The sequence below is a fragment of the Mycobacterium sp. NGS15 genome (assembly GCF_059813245.1).
Genome location: NZ_JCALEF010000005.1, coordinates 282,618 through 298,125, shown reverse-complemented (window position 1 = coordinate 298,125; position 15,508 = coordinate 282,618). Strand labels below are relative to the sequence as shown.

Below are 15,508 nucleotides of genomic sequence, written 5' to 3'. Positions count from 1 at the left end.
ATGGTTGGACGAAGCGCCCAAAAAACTAAGCCTGTCCAACCTCGAACCGCGCGAAGCGGGTCACGGTGACACCGGCCTCGTCAAGCAAAGCCTTGACGGTCTTCTTACTGTCGGACACCGATGCCTGATCCAGCAGCACGACATCCTTGTAATAACCGTTGACGCGACCCTCGACGATCTTGGGCAGAGCCTGCTCCGGCTTGCCTTCGGACTTCGCGGTCTCCTCGGCGATGCGACGCTCGTTCTCGACCACATCGGCCGGAACGTCCTCACGCGTCAGGTACTTGGCCTTGAGCGCGGCGATCTGCAATGCGACCGAGTGCGCGGCCTCCGTACCAGATCCGGTGTACTCGACCAGCACACCCACCGCGGGCGGCAGATCCGCTGCACGCTTGTGCAGGTAGGTCTCCACGGTGCCGTCGAAGTACGCCACCCGGCGCAGCTCCAGCTTCTCGCCGATCTTGGCGGAAAGGTCGGCGATGGCTTGCTCAACCGTCCGGCCGTCCTCGACCTTCGCGGCCTTGAGGGCGTCCAGATCGCCGATCTTGCCGGCCGCGGCCGCACCGACGATGGCGTCGGCGAGCCCCTGGAACTCGGCGTTCTTGGCGACGAAGTCGGTCTCTGCGTTCAGCTCGACGAGCACACCGTCACGCGCGGCGACGAGGCCCTCGGCGGTCGCACGCTCGGCACGCTTGCCAACGTCCTTGGCACCCTTGATGCGCAGCACCTCGACGGCCTTGTCGAAATCACCATCGGACTCGGCCAGGGCGTTCTTGCAGTCGAGCATTCCGGCACCGGTCAGTTCCCGGAGCCGCTTCACATCGGCAGCAGTGAAATTCGCCATTTAGCCTTCCTCGGTTGTGGTTTCGGTGGTCTCGGCGCTCTCGGTAGCAGCGGCTTCGGCGGCAGGAGCCTCTGCAGCCTCAGCGGCCGGGGCCTCTGCGACGGCGGAGGCAAGCAATTCCTGCTCCCACTCGGCGAGCGGCTCGGCGGCCTCTGGCTTCTCGTCGCCACCGGCCAGACCGGAGCGAGCCTGCAGGCCCTCGGCGATCGCGGAAGCGACGACCTTGGTGAGCAGCGCAGCGCTGCGAATCGCATCGTCGTTACCCGGGATCGGGTAGTCGACGACATCGGGATCGCAGTTGGTATCCAGGATCGCAATGATCGGGATGTTCAGCTTGCGGGCCTCGGCAACAGCGAGGTGCTCCTTGTTGGTATCCACCACGAAGATCGCCGAAGGCACCTTCTGCATATCCCGGATACCGCCGAGGCTGCGCTCGAGCTTGTTCTTCTCACGCGTGAGCATGAGGATTTCCTTCTTGGTGCGTCCCTCGAAGCCGCCGGTCTGCTCCATGGCCTCCAGCTCCTTGAGGCGCTGCAGCCGCTTGTGCACGGTCGAGAAGTTGGTGAGCATGCCGCCCAGCCAGCGCTGGTTCACATAAGGCATGCCGACGCGGGTCGCCTCTTCGGCGATCGGCTCCTGAGCCTGCTTCTTGGTTCCGACGAACATGACCGAACCACCGTGGGCGACGGTTTCCTTGACGAACTCGTACGCCTTGTCGATGTAGGTCAGTGTCTGCTGCAAGTCGATGATGTAGATGCCGTTGCGGTCGGTGAAGATGAACCGCTTCATCTTGGGGTTCCAACGACGGGTCTGATGCCCGAAGTGCGCGCCGCTGTCAAGCAGCTGCTTCATTGTTACTACAGCCATGATTCCATGGTTCCTTTATGTCGGTTGTCGCCCGGGATCGGGTGATCCTGAGCCCTAGCGCCCGCTGCTTGCCGGAACCCGTCCTCAGAAGCTCAAGAACAGGACCGCCCGGCATGCTGATCACGAAGTCGTGTGCAGACGCGCGAAGTCAACCCGCTAAGCGAGTTGCGGTGATGAGTTTACATGCCTCGACGAGTGCTTTTCGCCACGCGTCGCAGCATCGCGCCAGGGACCCGGCGGTTATCCACAGAGCCGAATCGACTCTTTCCCGCACCGCCACAGTCCGGTCACGATGACATCGTGTGGTTCAGAGGGTTCAGCTGTCCTGTCCTGATCCTCACTCTGGTGGTGGCCGCCACCCCTCTGGCGGCCGCCACCCCGGGGGATGCAGGCGACCGATTCAACTGGCCGCTACGCCCACGAGCTGCGATAACCCGGTACTTCAATGCTCCTGCGGAGCGCTGGAACCGAGGCCATCGCGGGGTAGATATGGCCGGCACCCCCGATCAGCGTGTGGTTGCGGCCGGACCGGGAATCGTGGTGTACGCCGGATCGCTCGCCGGTAGGCCGCTGATCTCGATCGAGCACGCGGGCGGCCTGCGTACCACCTACGAGCCGGTCACCCCACTGGTCAAGCCTGGTCAGCGAGTAACAGAGGGCACGGTCATCGGGAGACTGCTGCCGGGGCATCCGGGCTGCCCCGGGGCGGCGTGCCTGCACTGGGGCGCCCTGCGCGGCCCCGCGTCGGGCGCGGACTATCTGGACCCGCTGGGACTTTTAGCCTCGACACCGTTGCGACTCAAGCCGCTAGCGCATGACTGAAGCCGCTTACGCGGGCTGACAAATATCGACGTGCGCGGGTTTTCCGGTGGCCTGCGACAGCCTGAAAACCGCATCGTGAAAACGGTCGAGCGCGTCCTGCTCGGTCACCACTTGGTAGAACGCGCGCATCTGGCCGCCGTTGGCCATGCACACCCACCACGGCGGATACACATCGGCGAGCGCCGTTCCCGGTGCCATGATTCCGAGGCTCAACACAGCGGCGGTGGCCGCCACCAGAATTCCGGCGCGCATGCTTGGCACTGTAGTCATCGGACCGATACCGACCAGGCTCTTGCCCACAATTCCAGCGGGGCCAGCGCAACGAGTAGCGCCTTGCCCACCGCCGTCAGCGAGTACTCCCCGTCCCGGCTCCGCACGATATGTGCGGCGGTCAATTCCTCGAGACGTGTGGTGAGCACGGCACTCGACACCTCTACCGCTCCTCCCATGTCCCGCCTCAACTCCGAGAAAGTCTTTGTGCCGGAGCGCAATTCCCACAGTGCCAGGATTGCCCAACGTCGACCGAAAAGGTCGAATGCCGCATTGAGTGGCTGCCCGGAACCGGAGCCGCGCACGGGCCTGCCGGGCCGTGGCGCGGCAGCCCCGTCGGGCGACTCCGCCTCGGATACCCCGGCACTGGCGATGATGGTGATCAGCCGACTAGCACGCTCGGCCATCTGCTCTGCACTCTGCTCGGGATGCCGGATCCACCAGGTGATCATGGCGCCGACCATCCCCATCCAGCCCTGCGTGAGCACCCCGATGTCCTGCGGGTCGCGCAGCTGCGTGGCCGCACTTCCCACCGCCGCCACACCCTGGCCGGCCAGTGCGGCCAGCCGTGTTCTGGCGACCCGGGCCGCGGCAAGTGCTTCGCTCTCCTCGGGCAGGGTCTGATCCCAGATGACCAGCCAGTCCGAGGGGCGCGGCGCGAGGGACTGAAACACAGCCTGCAGCACAGCGCGCGGCAACGCGAGTGTGGGCGGGGCTGCCTCCATTGCCGCCTCGATGTGGTCACCCACGATTGCTCCCGCGCGCTGTACGCACGCGACATAGAGCTGCTCCTTGGATCCGAAATACGCCAGCACCATGGGCTTGGACACTCCGACGGCCGACGCCACCGCCGCCAGGGACATGCCCGCATACCCACTGCGACCGAACTCCTGACATGCGGCATCCAGGATCTGTTGCTCCCGCTCGGCGCGGGGCATGCCCTTGGTGCCTGCCCGTGTCACCAGTCCCTTGTACCAGTTCCGAGCCACTCAGTGCCGAGTATTGGTGTGCCCCGCATCACAGTAGACCGATCGGTGTGATGTTGATATGACCAACTGTTAAATTAACGATCGGCCAGTTAACGTCAACGATCACCAACGGACCAATGAGGAGCTCCGAATGCGTGGCGTATGGGTGTATCTGGTGTCGATAGCGACACTCTGTATCGCAGGGGCATACATCGCCCATCTGCGCCTGAGCGAGATCCCCGACCCCGCCATCGGCCATTCATTCAAGCCCCCGGAAATCGGCAAGCCGCGGGACAAGGTCGTCGAGTACCGGCTCGATGGGCCGGCGGGCAGCACGGTCAAAGCGTCCTATCTGGACGTCGACGGTGCGGTACGCGAAGTGTCGGGCACACTGCCCTGGCAGACGACCCTGCACGCGAAACAACTTGTCGTCCCGGTGGGCCTTGTCGCCCAATCCAATTCGGAACAAATGTCGTGCCGCATCACCATCAACGGGCTGATACGTAATCAAAGCGTGGCCGATGCATCGGCCGTCTCCTGCCAGGTGACTGTGGCATGAATCTCCTCGACAAGTTTCGGGTGCAGATATGGGACAGGCTGTGGGCACACCGAGCCGACGTAGCGCCCGCGCCCGCGCGGCCGTTTCTGGCCCGGTTGCTCTACCGGTTCTCGGTACCGGTTCTCGTCGTGTGGCTCGGCGCCGCCGGCATTCTGAATCTCGCTGTGCCCCAGCTGGAGACGGTGATCAAGCAGCACGCCCGCTCCTTCCTGCCCGATGACGCCGCCTCCGTACAGGCCATCTCGAAGATGGGCGACTATTTCGGCGGGGCTGGGACCAACAACTTCGTTTACCTGCTTATCGAGGGAGACTCACCCCTCGGCACCGAAGCGCATCAGTACTACTCATCGATCCTCGACCGGATCAACCAGGACAAGAAGCATGTCAACTCGTCCATGGACCTGTGGTCGGACCCGCAGTTCGCACCGGCCAACGAGAGTGCTGACGGGAAGGCCGCTTACGTCCTGATCAATCTCAAGGGCAATATGGGGACTGCCCTGGCCATGGAGTCCACCGCGAAGATTCGCCAGCTCATCGCCCAATACCCACCGCCCAAGGGAATCACCGCGCACTTGACAGGCCCTTCCGCGGTGGTGAACGACGAACTGGTGTCGATCAACGATTCGATACTGATCCTGCTGGTCGCGTGTGCGGGGCTGGTCGGCCTCATCTTGTTGGTGGTGTATCGATCGCCGATAACCATTGCGCTGCCACTCCTCGTCGCGGGCGCCGGACTCGCCGTCGGGCGCCCGATCGTGGCGTTCCTGGGTGAGCACCAGGTCATCGGGGTATCGATCTTTGCATCGGCATTGCTGGCCGTGATTGTGCTGGGAGCCGGAATCGACTACGGCATCTTCCTTTTGGGCAGATACCAGGAGGCACGCCGGGCCGGCGAAGACCCGGTGACCGCGTACTACACGGCACTTGCCGGCGTACAGCACATCATCATCGCCTCGGGACTCACCGTCGCCGGAGCGACGGCCTGCATGGTCTTCACCCGCTTGGCCATCTTCAGCACATCCGGGCTGCCCTGCACCGTCGCGGTCGTGGTCACCCTGGCCGCAGCACTGACCCTCGCACCCGCAGCACTGGCCGTGGGCAGCCGATTCGGGTTTTTCGAACCGCGCGAAGAGAAGTCACAGCGCCGGTGGAGACGCATCGCCACCTACGTGGTGCGGTGGCCGGGGCCAGTGCTGGCGGGCAGTCTGGCCGTCCTGGCGATCGCATTTCTGATTGTGCCCGGATTCCGGCCCAGCTACAACGAGCGGCAGGCCCAGCCCAGCGACTCCCCTGCCAATGTGGGCTTCGCCGCCGCGGACCGCCACCTTCCGCCGAATATCATGTCGCCCAGTGTCTTCATCGTGGAATCGGATCACGATATGCGCAACTCGGCCGACCTGATCGCCATCGCAAAAATGAGCACCGCCGTGCTGAACATTCCCGGAATCAGCAATGTACAAGGCATCACCCGGCCGCTGGCCGCCCCACTGGAACTGGGGACGCTGCCCGCGCAGGCAGGTTATGTCGGCGGACGGCTGACCCAGATGACCAATCTGCTCAAGCAGCGCATCGAAGATCTCACCGCGCTCAGCGGCCGAGTAGGTCAGCTGTCACTGACGGTGCGGGGCCTTGAGCAGGCGCTGCAGACCGGCACGGTAGGGGCCACCCAGATACATTCGGGTGCAACAGAATTACGCACCAGCCTGGCCGCCGTCGTGCAGAAGGTCGACTCGCTGCGCGGGACCGCCAAACCCGCCGAGGACTTCATCGGCGGGATCCCCAACTGCCGGGATAACGACTACTGCCAAGCCGCACTCACCGGCTTCTCACTCTTCGACGACCTGCACCGTTTCGACGGGCTCGTCGGCAATCTGGTGAACGGAACCGGAGCGCTGGCGCAGACACTTCCGGCACTCGGTTCGCAGCTGCCGGGTCTCAAGGACTTCATCACCCAGGTCAACGCGGTTGTCGCACCGCTGCAGAGCACCCTGCAGGTTCTGCTGCCCCAGGTCACCGAGATCACCGCGTTCACCGATGACCTGAGCAAGAGCTTCACGGCCGGTGACCCGAACAACTCCTTCTTCATACCCACACAGGCATTTGAGAACCCGCTCTTCAAAAGCGCTATGCCGTACTTCTTCTCAGCCGACGGCAAGGTCACGCGGATGGTCGTCACCCCGGAAAGAGAGGGGTTCAGCCAGGAAGCCATGGAACTGAGCTCCAAGATCATCCCGACGGCGCTACAGGCCATCAAGGGCACGTCGTTGGCGGGCAGCACGGTGAGCATCGGCGGGCCGGGCGGCACCCTGCTGAACATCGAGGCGTTCACGCGTGAGGACTTCATCACCAGCGCCGTGGCGGCGTTCGCCTTCGTGTTCTGCGTGATACTGATCCTGCTGCGCAGCCTCGTCGCCGCGATGGTGGTTATCGGGACGGTGGCGCTGTCCTATGTGTCGGCACTGGGCCTGACCGTATTCGTCTGGCAGGACCTCGTCGGCAATCCGCTGCACTGGTCGGTAGCCCCACTGTCGTTTGTGTTCCTTGTCGCCGTCGGCGCCGACTACAACATGCTGTTGGTGGCCAGGTTCCGGGAGGAACTACACGCCGGTATCAAGACAGGCATCATCCGGTCCATGGCCAATACCGGCGGTGTGGTGACGACCGCGGGTCTGGTGTTCGGGTTCACCATGTTTGCGATGATCGTCGCTCCTGCGCATAACATCGCTCAGCTCGGCACCGCCGTCGGCCTCGGCCTGCTCATTGACACGCTGATTGTGCGGTCGTTCCTGGTGCCCGCCATCGCGACCCTGCTAGGCCGCTGGTTCTGGTGGCCCGTGGTGGTGCACGACCGAGCCGGCAGTCGCGACCGGATTCCCGACAGCGCTACGGCCGCGGGTAGGCCCGATCAAGGTCACCTCGTGGCCGCGGGAGGCAGGTGAACCACATGTGCAGTTGTGACATATCGACAACCGTTGGGCCGCACACGTCACTGGAGATGCACCTCGGCACAGGACGTCTCACGCGCGGCAGGTATGAGCTGAACTTTGGCCCCCTGAAGGTTCGCGTCGTCACACCGCACTCTTGGAATCGCGAGTAACAGCCGTGCCCACGGGAGCCGGGTTCGCCGTCGTGCTTCTGCTGTTAGTGGTGCTAGCGCTGTGGGCATCAGGTGGTAACGGATCGATGAGCTACTACCAGCGCGAGGTGAACCGCGTGATGCGCAAGCAATCACGACAAGAGAAAGCGGATATGACGGCCAGGACCCGCCGTACGCGACGGCTGCGCTGGGCGGTTCGCGTCAACCCCGCCCGGATGTGCCGATGGAGAAAGAGGCCACGCGAGACCGCGTGACGCCGTCACGCTCGCGGGTGTGCCTGATCATGGACGGCCCGCAGGCGCGCCACGGTGACATGGGTGTACAGCTGAGTGGTGGCCAGCGTGGAGTGCCCGAGCAGCTCCTGAACCACGCGCAAGTCCGCTCCGCCCTCGAGTAGATGCGTTGCGGCGCTGTGCCGTAACCCGTGCGGGCCGATATCGGGAGCACCGGGCACGGCGGACATGGTTTGGTGCACCACGGTGCGCACCTGGCGCGGGTCGATGCGCCGCCCACGCGCGCCGAGGAGCAGCGCCGCACCAGAACCCGAATTGGCAAGATGTGGCCGACCGCGGTCCAGCCAGGCGGTCAGAGCATCAGCGGCAGGGCCACCGAACGGCACGGTGCGCTCCTTGTCGCCCTTACCCAAGACACGCAATACTTTTCGCGACCGGTCGATATCGTCGACATCCAGGCCGCACAGCTCGCTGACGCGGATCCCGGTGGCGTAGAGCATCTCGACCATCAGCCGATCCCTCAATGCCATCGGATCGTCTTGTTCGGCACCGGAATGCGCTGCCTCCATCGCCGCGGCTGCCTGGTCTTGCCGCAGCACCGCGGGCAGGATGCGACGAGACTTAGGTTGTTGCAGGCGAATCGCGGGATCTGATTCCAGTAGCCCGCGGCGGGTCGCCCAGGCAGTGAAGATTTTCGCCGCCGAGGTACGCCGCGCGACGGTGGAACGTGCCGCGCCCTGCCGAGCTTGCGCGGCGAGCCATGACCGCAGCACGGGCAGGGACAGGTCGGCCAGGGTGGCTTCCGGATTGGCCGCCGACAGGTGATCGAATAATGAGGTGAGATCTCCGCGATAGGCGCGCTGAGTATGCACTGACCGCCCGCGCTCCAGCGCCAGATGTTCGGCGAACTCGTCGAGAATCGCGGTCAGCTGCGGCGTCACTCCCTCACGGTAGCTTCGGCGGCCGCCAGCTCCTGTTTCCACACGCGGAAAGTCTCCTCGGTGCGGCCGCGACGCCAATAGCCCGAAATCGACGCGGCCCATTTTGGTGAGACACCGCGTTCCTTGCGAATGTATGGCCGCAGATTGTGCATGACGGTCTGAGCCTCGCCGTGGATGAACACCTGCACCTGCCCAGGCAGCCACTCCGCAGAGCGCACGGCCGCGATCAACGGGGCGTTATCCCCCGCCAGGTTCTCATCGACCTCGTCGGCACCGGCGCCGCGGTGGACCCAGACAATCTCGACATCACCGCGGGTATCGAGCTCGAGCTCGTCCTGCGGACCGGCAACCTCGATGAACACCTTGGCGCGGTCACCCGCTGCAAGTGCTTGCAGTGCGACGGTGATGGCCGGGATGGCCGACTCGTCGCCTGCCAGCAGATGCCAGTCAGCGGCGGGGTCAGGCGAGTACGCGCCGTGCGAGTCGGTCACGTACAGCCTGTCTCCGGGTGTGGCGCGCGCAGCCCATGGGCCGGCCACGCCGGTATCGCCGTGCACTACGAAGTCGATGGCGATCTCGCGGCGGTCGGCATCTACCCAGCGGATGGTGTAAGTGCGCACCGTGGCCTGCATGTCGCGCGCCTGGTCGATATCCCGTGGACCCGGCCCGTCGTAGCCCTCCGGAAGGAATACCAGCTTGGCATAGCTGTCGGTGTCTGAGGTGGCCTCGAAACCATCAAATCCGTTACCGCCGAGCACCACCCGGGTGATATGGGGAGTCACCTGCTCGGTCCGGACCACCTGCAACTCGTGTAGCGGGCGTGCCATATCGCCTCCTGCGTCGAATCCTCTATGTCAATTGCCTTGACTATACGGAGGAATCACTGCGAATGGGCGCCTCCATCACGGCAACATGCCCCTGACGATCAGCTCGGCGGCGGCTTCGGCGTGAGCCTGAACCTGCTCCGGATCGAACACGGCATCCCCGAACACTGTCCGTGCCAGCGCCCCGCTGCTGAACAAGGCTGCGGTGCCGGACGTGATGAGAAAAAAGCTGGTCTGGAGCGGTACATCACGGAGCTCTCCCGCCTTGACCGCCTCCTCGTAGACCGGGCCGAGCCGTTCCTGCATGGGGATGACATAGGACTGACAGATGTGCTGCAGCCGCTCGCTGTCCTGGCCCGCCTCGATGTCCATGATGCGGATCAATTCGGGGTGTTCGGCAGCGAAGATCACAAACATCTTGATGAATCGTTTGATCCGCTCGGAGGAGCTCAAGCTCTCGTCGTCGTCCGCCAGAACCTTGTCGACGATCGCCTGAAATCCCCAGTCGATGGCGGCGTACCAGAGCTGTTCCTTGGACGAAAACCGTTGATGCAGCAGATTGTGGCTCACCCCCAGCTCGCGGTTGAGGGTGCGCATCGACATGCCCTGATAGCCGTGAGTAGCGAAGGCCTGTAGCGCCGCGGTGAAGATTGCGTCGGCCGACACTCCTTCCCCGCCTTTGCGCGGCCGGCCACGAGGGCGCCGCGTCAGCTCACCGGCTTCAGTCACGAAATCCGCCACATCCTTCCTCTACAACCATCATCCCCCCACCCACCGGCAACCGTGGTGAGGACTTCCGCACAGCGGTCATGATCTTTATCGTGATCGCTAAACGCCACCGTTACGGGCGGGCATACTGACGCGATGGATACCTGGTTGTGGATCTGTGCCGGCGTGCTCGCCGTGGTGCACTTCGGCGCGGGTCTGTTCAAACTGTTCACCCCGCACGAGAGGATCGCCGCCAATCCCAACCTGGCCTGGGCTAACGACTTCACCCCCAACGTCGTCAAGGCGATCGGCGGATTGGAAGTGCTCGGCGCAATCGGCGTGGCGCTCCCTCATGCAACGGGGATCGCCCCGGTATTGAGCCCGCTTGCCGCAGCCGGCCTCGCGGTGTTGCAGGCGGGGGCCTTTGGTGTTCACGTTCGCCGTAACGAATGGAAGCTGGCCCCCGTCAACGTGATTCTCATCGTGCTTGCGGTGTTTGTCGCGTTCGAATGGTATGGCTGACCTGACTCGAAACAGCGTCTAGGCGCTACTCCGGGTAAAAGTGGTGTCCCTGCGATAGTCAGTAGTTGATGCCCCAGAGGGGCCCGAATTTGGCGATCCCCAGCGAGATGAAAAGGACCGCAATGATCATCGCCGTAACGAGGTCGTTCATGCGCTCGATGGGACTGTCCGGCTCGGCCTTCCGGTGGGCGTATATCTGAAATCCAGGCTCCATAACGTGCATCCTTTCTCTAGCTTGATGGAACAACTGATCCGGTACATCGATCAACGGAGCGAAACGGCAAGAATCGCGGCACCGCTCAACCGAGAATGGTCTTTCGGTCGGAGTGGAAGAAGGTAACTAAAGTCGTTGCTCCACAGATCAATCCGACAATGAGTATTACCTTGGACCCGCTATAGAGCGACGCAATGACCCCGCCGGTGGCAGCGCCCAAGATGAAGGACAGATAAAGCATTGCGTACCCAAGCCATTCAAAGACAGAGCCCTTGCCGAAAAGATGCCGTTCGATGCCCTGCCCCAGTTTGACGACCGTCCCCGTCACATAGCTCAAGGGAATAGCCGTTTCGCCCTTCTTGACGAACGATGTATTCAAAGCTCCAATCGCGAAGGCCAACAGCAAAATCGGTGTGAAGTGCACGTCGATGTTCGCCGTGAAACTCCGGTCCTGATAAAAGTCGACAGCCGCCGCAGCGAGAAGACCGAAGGTCGTCAGGACGGTCGCCCCGTGCGGGTGGTTCTTCCAAAATTTTCGCCTGCAATAAGACGCCACGATGACCCCGCACAGGAAGGCCGCGATCATCGAGATGGCGGCAATCGGGCCCGCACCCGCCACTTGCTGTTTGTCCGTGACCTTGAACCACGTCAGCACCGCCCGCTCGGTGTTTCCGGTCATAAACGTGACGAAGTAGCCTGCGCTGTGCAAGAAGGCCACTGCACCAACCATTCCGGCCAGCCCGGAAAGCAACCAGGAGAGCCGCGCTTCGCCACCGACTGCGGCCTCACGGGTTATCACCGCATCGGCAGTCTTGGACGCCGCGTCGCCACCCTTGCGATTGTCGATTTCCATGTCGTCCTCAGGTCCGATCTCTACAGCTGCGGAACCGCTACCGCTCTTCTGACTCATGGCGGCCAACTCAGGGCTTATCGATGTCGCCGACGTGGCCGTGTAGAACGACGCGTCCGTCGGCGAGTTTGTAGGTCAGATACACCAGGGCAAGCTTTTTGGCCTTGACCGCATCGGCCACCACCTGCGAGCGCTGCAGCAGCTTGATACCGGTCTCTTCGACATGGCGGGCCTCGAACTCATCAATCCGGGTCAGCCCGTCCTTGCGGCCACCCAGAATCGAGGGCATCACCCGCACCACCAGATCACGGATATACCCATCCGGTACCTCACCGGTGTCCAGGGCCGCCACCGTGGCGCCCACCGCGCCACAGGAGTCATGCCCCAGGATCGCGATCAGCGGCACCCCCAACACCGCCACCGCATACTCGATCGAACCCAGCACCGCCGAGTCGATCACCTGACCGGCGGTACGCACGATGAACATGTCACCCAGGCCCTGATCAAAAATGATCTCCGCGGCCACCCGGCTATCAGAGCAGCCGAACAACAGCACATGCGGATTCTGACCATTGGCCAGCTCGGCGCGACGCACAACACTCTGACTCGGATGCTGCGGGTAACCACCAACAAAACGCTGGTTACCCTCTTCGAGCGCCTTCCAGGCGGACTTCGGATCAGATCTCATATTTCCTTCATACCCTACCGGGGTATGGGTATGCTGTGATCTTCAACACAGAGTTGAATTAATTCAACCAGAGGTCGACTCGCGAGGGGGTCAGAGCACTTCCTTGATTCGCCGATATGCGCACTGCCGGAAGCGAATTCGTCGGCTTACCAACCCCGCAACCGACCATGACGGCGCCAGCAGACCTCTCCGATGAGCGTCGCAACATTGAAAGCACCCGATTCCAATATGCCTGGAATCCACGGATGCTGCAACGTCAACCCGCAATCAGCTGGCAACCATCCACGGCCACCACAAACTCGAGCACCTCTCGCCTCACCGAGCTGCCGGTACGGTACATCGCCGAAAGATATAGCAGTGGAATCTATTTCACCTGCTGAGTGATGCAGCTGCGCACCTGAATCCCGTATGCCCTGCCGTTCACAGGAAATGCTCAGACTGCGCCGCTTCGCTGCACTGCCCTCAGGTCTGCCGCAACCGGCCGCGGCGGGTGATCTTCCAGTCACCGTCCGAGTCCGCTACCAACTGCTCAAGCTCGAGCATCGCCAACGCGCCCCGCACTCGGGTCGCGCTCAACCCCGATTCGACGACCAGCTTTTGGACTGAGGCGCCACCACGGCCGGGAAGTGCGTCGTAGACCCGCTTCTCGTCCTCGCCCAGCCCGTCGACGACACTGGTGGTTCTTTCCGGATCAGGTGCGAACTCACCCAATCGACCTGCCAACTCGATCACATCCTGGGCGCAGCCAATGAGCCGCGCCCCGCGCTCGGCTATCTCAATATGGGTGCCCGCCGACGCCACCGACGTGATCGGCCCGGGTACCGCACCAACGGGCCGGCCGAGCCCGCGCGCCCAGGCGGCGGTGTTGGCGGCTCCGCTGCGTATGCCGGCCTCCACCACCACGGTCGCACCGGAGAGGGCTGCCACCAGACGATTTCGGATGAGAAATCGGTATCGCGCGGGACGCACGCCCGGCGGATACTCGCTGATCACCAGTCCGTGCCGGGCAATTCGGTAGAGCAGCCCGGAATGACCGGCCGGATACGGCACGTCCACACCCCCCGCGAGCACCGCGATCGTAATGCCCTCGGAGGCCAGCGTGGCCCGATGCGCGACACCATCGATCCCGAACGCGCCACCGGAGACCACTGCCATGTCATGGGCCACCAGACCTGTTGCGAGTTCGGCCGTCACATGCTCGCCATAGCCGGTACAGGCGCGGGTACCGACGAGTGCCGCGGCCCGCGACGTAACCTCTGACAGGGAGTGCTCACCAATTACCCAGAGTGCGAGCGGTGCTCGCCCACTGGGCATCCGCTTGGTGTCGACCATTGCGAAAGCCTGGAATTGCCAGCCCGGCCATTCCGGGTCGTCGGGTGTCACCAGACGCCCGCCCAGCCGAGACAAAACCTGCAGGTCCTCGCGGCTGCGGTCGATATCGTGCCGGGCCCGCACGATGGCCCGCAACCCGTCCGGTACATCTAAGCGCCGGACGCGCTCGGCGGTCTCGTGCGCGCCAAACACCGATACCATGGCCTCAAGTTCCGCACTCGGCGCCTCGGCCACACGTGACAGGTAGGCCCAGTCGGCCGGTGCGCCGCTCATCGCTTGTCGCGGAAGGTCAATGCGAGCTTCACATCCTCGGTGCCCGGGAGATCACGCCCGCCAAGATCGGCTAGTGTCCACGCGACCCGTAGACAACGATCCAAAGCACGAACACTGATGAGCCCGCGCTCCATAGCACTACGTAGCGGCTCCATGACTGTCCTCGACAGTCGAAACTCCTTGCGTAACAGCGGACCAGGGGCATCGGCGTTGACGTGAAAACCGTACTCCGACCATCGACGCGCTGCCCGGTCGCGAGCCAGCACCACACGCTCACGCACGAGGGCTGTGCCTTCAGCAGCCTCGTTCAGAGCGGCTTGGCTGATCGGGTGCATCCTGACGCGCAGATCCACCCGATCCAGAAGTGGACCCGACAACTTACCGAGGTACCGACGGCGCAGCTGAGAGGGACATGTGCAATCCCGTGGATTCGCCGGTGCACATGGGCACGGATTAGCGGCCAGCACCAGCTGAAATCGAGCCGGGTAGGCGACGACACCGTCACGCCGCGCCAACCGAATCTCCCCATCCTCCAAGGGCGTACGTAGCGCCTCCAGCGCAGGGGTCGAGAGCTCGGCACATTCGTCGAGGAACAGCACACCGCGATGGGCTCGGCTCACAGCTCCAGGTTTGGCCATGCCGGAGCCACCGCCGACGAGCGCGGCGACGCTCGATGTGTGGTGCGGCGCCACAAATGGTGGTTGGGTGATCAACGGCTGCTGTGCTGTCAACAGGCCCGCCACCGAGTGGATAGCCGTCACCTCAAGCGCCTCGCCATCCGTCAGCGGTGGCAGTAGACCCGGCAGGCGTTGCGCCAGCATGGTTTTACCGATGCCGGGCGGCCCGGTCAGCATGAGGTGGTGTGCGCCTGCCGCCGCCACCTCGACTGCGAATCGCGCGTCGGTGTGGCCGACCACGTCCGCCATATCCGGAATGTCGGTCTCACATGGCATGTCCACCTGCACTACCGGATCCAACTCACCGTCTGCGCACAGCCAGGCCGTCAGTTGCCGCAAGGTCTGAGCACCCAATACCTCGATACCGTCGACCAGCCCCGCCTCCCCAAGATTCGCCTGGGGTACTACCACGGTGGGCCACCCGTCGCGTTTGGCCGCCAACACCGCCGGAAGTACACCGCGGATCGGGCGGACCCGGCCGTCGAGAGCCAATTCCCCTAGTAGCACGGCCTTTTCCAACCTCGTCGGCGGAATCGCCTTACTGGCCGATAACACGGCGGTGGCGAGCGCCAGGTCATACACCGACCCCATCTTCGGCAACGTCGCGGGCGATAGAGCCAAGGTGAGGCGCGAAGCCGGCCAGGTGAACCCGCAGTTGGTGATTGCCGCACGTACTCGGTCACGGGATTCCTGCAGTGCGGCGTCGGGCAGTCCAACCAGATGTACTCCGGGGAGTCCGGCGCTGATATCGGCCTCGATCTCCACCATCTGGCCGGTTACCGCCTTGACCGCAACGGAATACGCTCTCCCTAACGCCAC

At 63.6% G+C, this 15,508-nt stretch carries 16 protein-coding genes; 4 read left to right on the top strand and 12 right to left on the bottom strand.

The window, feature by feature from the left end; translation table 11 throughout:
* Positions 1-25: 25 nt before the first annotated feature.
* Both tsf and rpsB read right to left on the bottom strand, forming a co-directional pair.
* Positions 26-844, bottom strand: coding sequence for a translation elongation factor Ts (tsf, locus tag AC5Y5C_RS15950; RefSeq protein WP_499973856.1), 819 nt, complete (start codon positions 842-844; stop codon positions 26-28).
* Positions 845-1,711, bottom strand: coding sequence for a 30S ribosomal protein S2 (gene rpsB, locus AC5Y5C_RS15945; RefSeq protein WP_499973853.1), 867 nt, complete (start codon positions 1,709-1,711; stop codon positions 845-847).
* A 363-nt stretch (positions 1,712-2,074) separates the two neighbouring features.
* On the opposite strand from rpsB, the gene AC5Y5C_RS15940 reads away from it, so the two are divergent.
* On the top strand, positions 2,075-2,533 hold the full coding sequence (locus AC5Y5C_RS15940; RefSeq protein WP_499974604.1) for a M23 family metallopeptidase: 459 nt from the start codon (positions 2,075-2,077) through the stop codon (positions 2,531-2,533).
* Between the two features lie 6 nt (positions 2,534-2,539).
* Here the strand turns inward: AC5Y5C_RS15940 and AC5Y5C_RS15935 are convergent, their stop codons facing one another.
* Both AC5Y5C_RS15935 and AC5Y5C_RS15930 read right to left on the bottom strand, forming a co-directional pair.
* Positions 2,540-2,785: a hypothetical protein gene (locus AC5Y5C_RS15935; RefSeq protein ID WP_499973851.1), complete on the bottom strand. Its 246-nt coding sequence runs from the start codon at positions 2,783-2,785 to the stop codon at positions 2,540-2,542.
* A gap of 14 nt (positions 2,786-2,799) precedes the next feature.
* Positions 2,800-3,765, bottom strand: a complete 966-nt coding sequence (locus AC5Y5C_RS15930) for a TetR family transcriptional regulator (protein ID WP_499973847.1) — start codon at positions 3,763-3,765, stop codon at positions 2,800-2,802.
* 157 nt (positions 3,766-3,922) lie between these two features.
* Here AC5Y5C_RS15930 and AC5Y5C_RS15925 point away from each other — a divergent pair, with 157 nt between their 5' ends.
* Positions 3,923-4,330 carry an MmpS family transport accessory protein gene (locus tag AC5Y5C_RS15925; protein WP_499973843.1) on the top strand — a complete coding sequence of 136 codons (408 nt, stop codon included), beginning with the start codon at positions 3,923-3,925 and terminating at the stop codon, positions 4,328-4,330.
* Positions 4,327-7,269 carry an MMPL/RND family transporter gene (locus AC5Y5C_RS15920; RefSeq protein ID WP_499973840.1) on the top strand — a complete coding sequence of 981 codons (2,943 nt, stop codon included), beginning with the start codon at positions 4,327-4,329 and terminating at the stop codon, positions 7,267-7,269. Before AC5Y5C_RS15925 ends, AC5Y5C_RS15920 begins: the two co-directional genes overlap by 4 nt.
* 417 nt (positions 7,270-7,686) lie before the next feature.
* Here the strand turns inward: AC5Y5C_RS15920 and AC5Y5C_RS15915 are convergent, their stop codons facing one another.
* The 3 genes from AC5Y5C_RS15915 to AC5Y5C_RS15905 form a co-directional block, all read right to left on the bottom strand.
* Positions 7,687-8,589, bottom strand: coding sequence for a tyrosine recombinase XerC (locus AC5Y5C_RS15915; protein WP_499974602.1), 903 nt, complete (start codon positions 8,587-8,589; stop codon positions 7,687-7,689).
* 8 nt (positions 8,590-8,597) lie between these two features.
* Positions 8,598-9,428: a siderophore-interacting protein gene (locus tag AC5Y5C_RS15910; RefSeq protein ID WP_499973838.1), complete on the bottom strand. Its 831-nt coding sequence runs from the start codon at positions 9,426-9,428 to the stop codon at positions 8,598-8,600.
* 75 nt (positions 9,429-9,503) lie between these two features.
* Complete coding sequence (locus AC5Y5C_RS15905; RefSeq protein WP_499974599.1) at positions 9,504-10,091, bottom strand: TetR/AcrR family transcriptional regulator; 588 nt, start codon at positions 10,089-10,091, stop codon at positions 9,504-9,506.
* Between the two features lie 198 nt (positions 10,092-10,289).
* Here AC5Y5C_RS15905 and AC5Y5C_RS15900 point away from each other — a divergent pair, with 198 nt between their 5' ends.
* Positions 10,290-10,655, top strand: a complete 366-nt coding sequence (locus tag AC5Y5C_RS15900; RefSeq protein ID WP_499973836.1) for a DoxX family protein — start codon at positions 10,290-10,292, stop codon at positions 10,653-10,655.
* A 58-nt stretch (positions 10,656-10,713) separates the two neighbouring features.
* Here the strand turns inward: AC5Y5C_RS15900 and AC5Y5C_RS15895 are convergent, their stop codons facing one another.
* The 5 genes from AC5Y5C_RS15895 to AC5Y5C_RS15875 all read right to left on the bottom strand — a co-directional run bounded on the left by AC5Y5C_RS15895 (position 10,714) and on the right by AC5Y5C_RS15875 (position 15,508).
* Positions 10,714-10,869: a hypothetical protein gene (locus AC5Y5C_RS15895; protein ID WP_499973835.1), complete on the bottom strand. Its 156-nt coding sequence runs from the start codon at positions 10,867-10,869 to the stop codon at positions 10,714-10,716.
* An 85-nt stretch (positions 10,870-10,954) separates the two neighbouring features.
* Positions 10,955-11,779 carry a YoaK family protein gene (locus tag AC5Y5C_RS15890; protein ID WP_499973833.1) on the bottom strand — a complete coding sequence of 275 codons (825 nt, stop codon included), beginning with the start codon at positions 11,777-11,779 and terminating at the stop codon, positions 10,955-10,957.
* A 10-nt stretch (positions 11,780-11,789) separates the two neighbouring features.
* Complete coding sequence (locus AC5Y5C_RS15885; protein WP_499973830.1) at positions 11,790-12,407, bottom strand: carbonic anhydrase; 618 nt, start codon at positions 12,405-12,407, stop codon at positions 11,790-11,792.
* Positions 12,408-12,869: 462 nt separating this feature from the next.
* Entirely contained in the window at positions 12,870-14,012 is a 1,143-nt protein-coding gene (gene dprA / locus AC5Y5C_RS15880) for a DNA-processing protein DprA (RefSeq protein ID WP_499973827.1), read from the bottom strand.
* Positions 14,009-15,508: a YifB family Mg chelatase-like AAA ATPase gene (locus AC5Y5C_RS15875; protein WP_499973824.1), complete on the bottom strand. Its 1,500-nt coding sequence runs from the start codon at positions 15,506-15,508 to the stop codon at positions 14,009-14,011. The genes dprA and AC5Y5C_RS15875 overlap by 4 nt, the downstream gene beginning before the upstream one ends.

Bases quoted from the DNA above. Each gene is read 5' to 3' on its own strand.
- tsf (WP_499973856.1), bottom strand. From the start codon at position 844: ATGGCGAATTTCACTGCTGCCGATGTGAAGCGGCTCCGGGAACTGACC.
- rpsB (WP_499973853.1), bottom strand. From the start codon at position 1,711: ATGGCTGTAGTAACAATGAAGCAGCTGCTTGACAGCGGCGCGCACTTC.
- AC5Y5C_RS15935 (WP_499973851.1), bottom strand. From the start codon at position 2,785: ATGCGCGCCGGAATTCTGGTGGCGGCCACCGCCGCTGTGTTGAGCCTC.
- AC5Y5C_RS15925 (WP_499973843.1), top strand. From the start codon at position 3,923: ATGCGTGGCGTATGGGTGTATCTGGTGTCGATAGCGACACTCTGTATC.
- AC5Y5C_RS15920 (WP_499973840.1), top strand. From the start codon at position 4,327: ATGAATCTCCTCGACAAGTTTCGGGTGCAGATATGGGACAGGCTGTGG.
- AC5Y5C_RS15910 (WP_499973838.1), bottom strand. From the start codon at position 9,428: ATGGCACGCCCGCTACACGAGTTGCAGGTGGTCCGGACCGAGCAGGTG.
- AC5Y5C_RS15900 (WP_499973836.1), top strand. From the start codon at position 10,290: ATGGATACCTGGTTGTGGATCTGTGCCGGCGTGCTCGCCGTGGTGCAC.
- AC5Y5C_RS15895 (WP_499973835.1), bottom strand. From the start codon at position 10,869: ATGGAGCCTGGATTTCAGATATACGCCCACCGGAAGGCCGAGCCGGAC.
- AC5Y5C_RS15890 (WP_499973833.1), bottom strand. From the start codon at position 11,779: ATGAGTCAGAAGAGCGGTAGCGGTTCCGCAGCTGTAGAGATCGGACCT.
- AC5Y5C_RS15885 (WP_499973830.1), bottom strand. From the start codon at position 12,407: ATGAGATCTGATCCGAAGTCCGCCTGGAAGGCGCTCGAAGAGGGTAAC.
- dprA (WP_499973827.1), bottom strand. From the start codon at position 14,012: ATGAGCGGCGCACCGGCCGACTGGGCCTACCTGTCACGTGTGGCCGAG.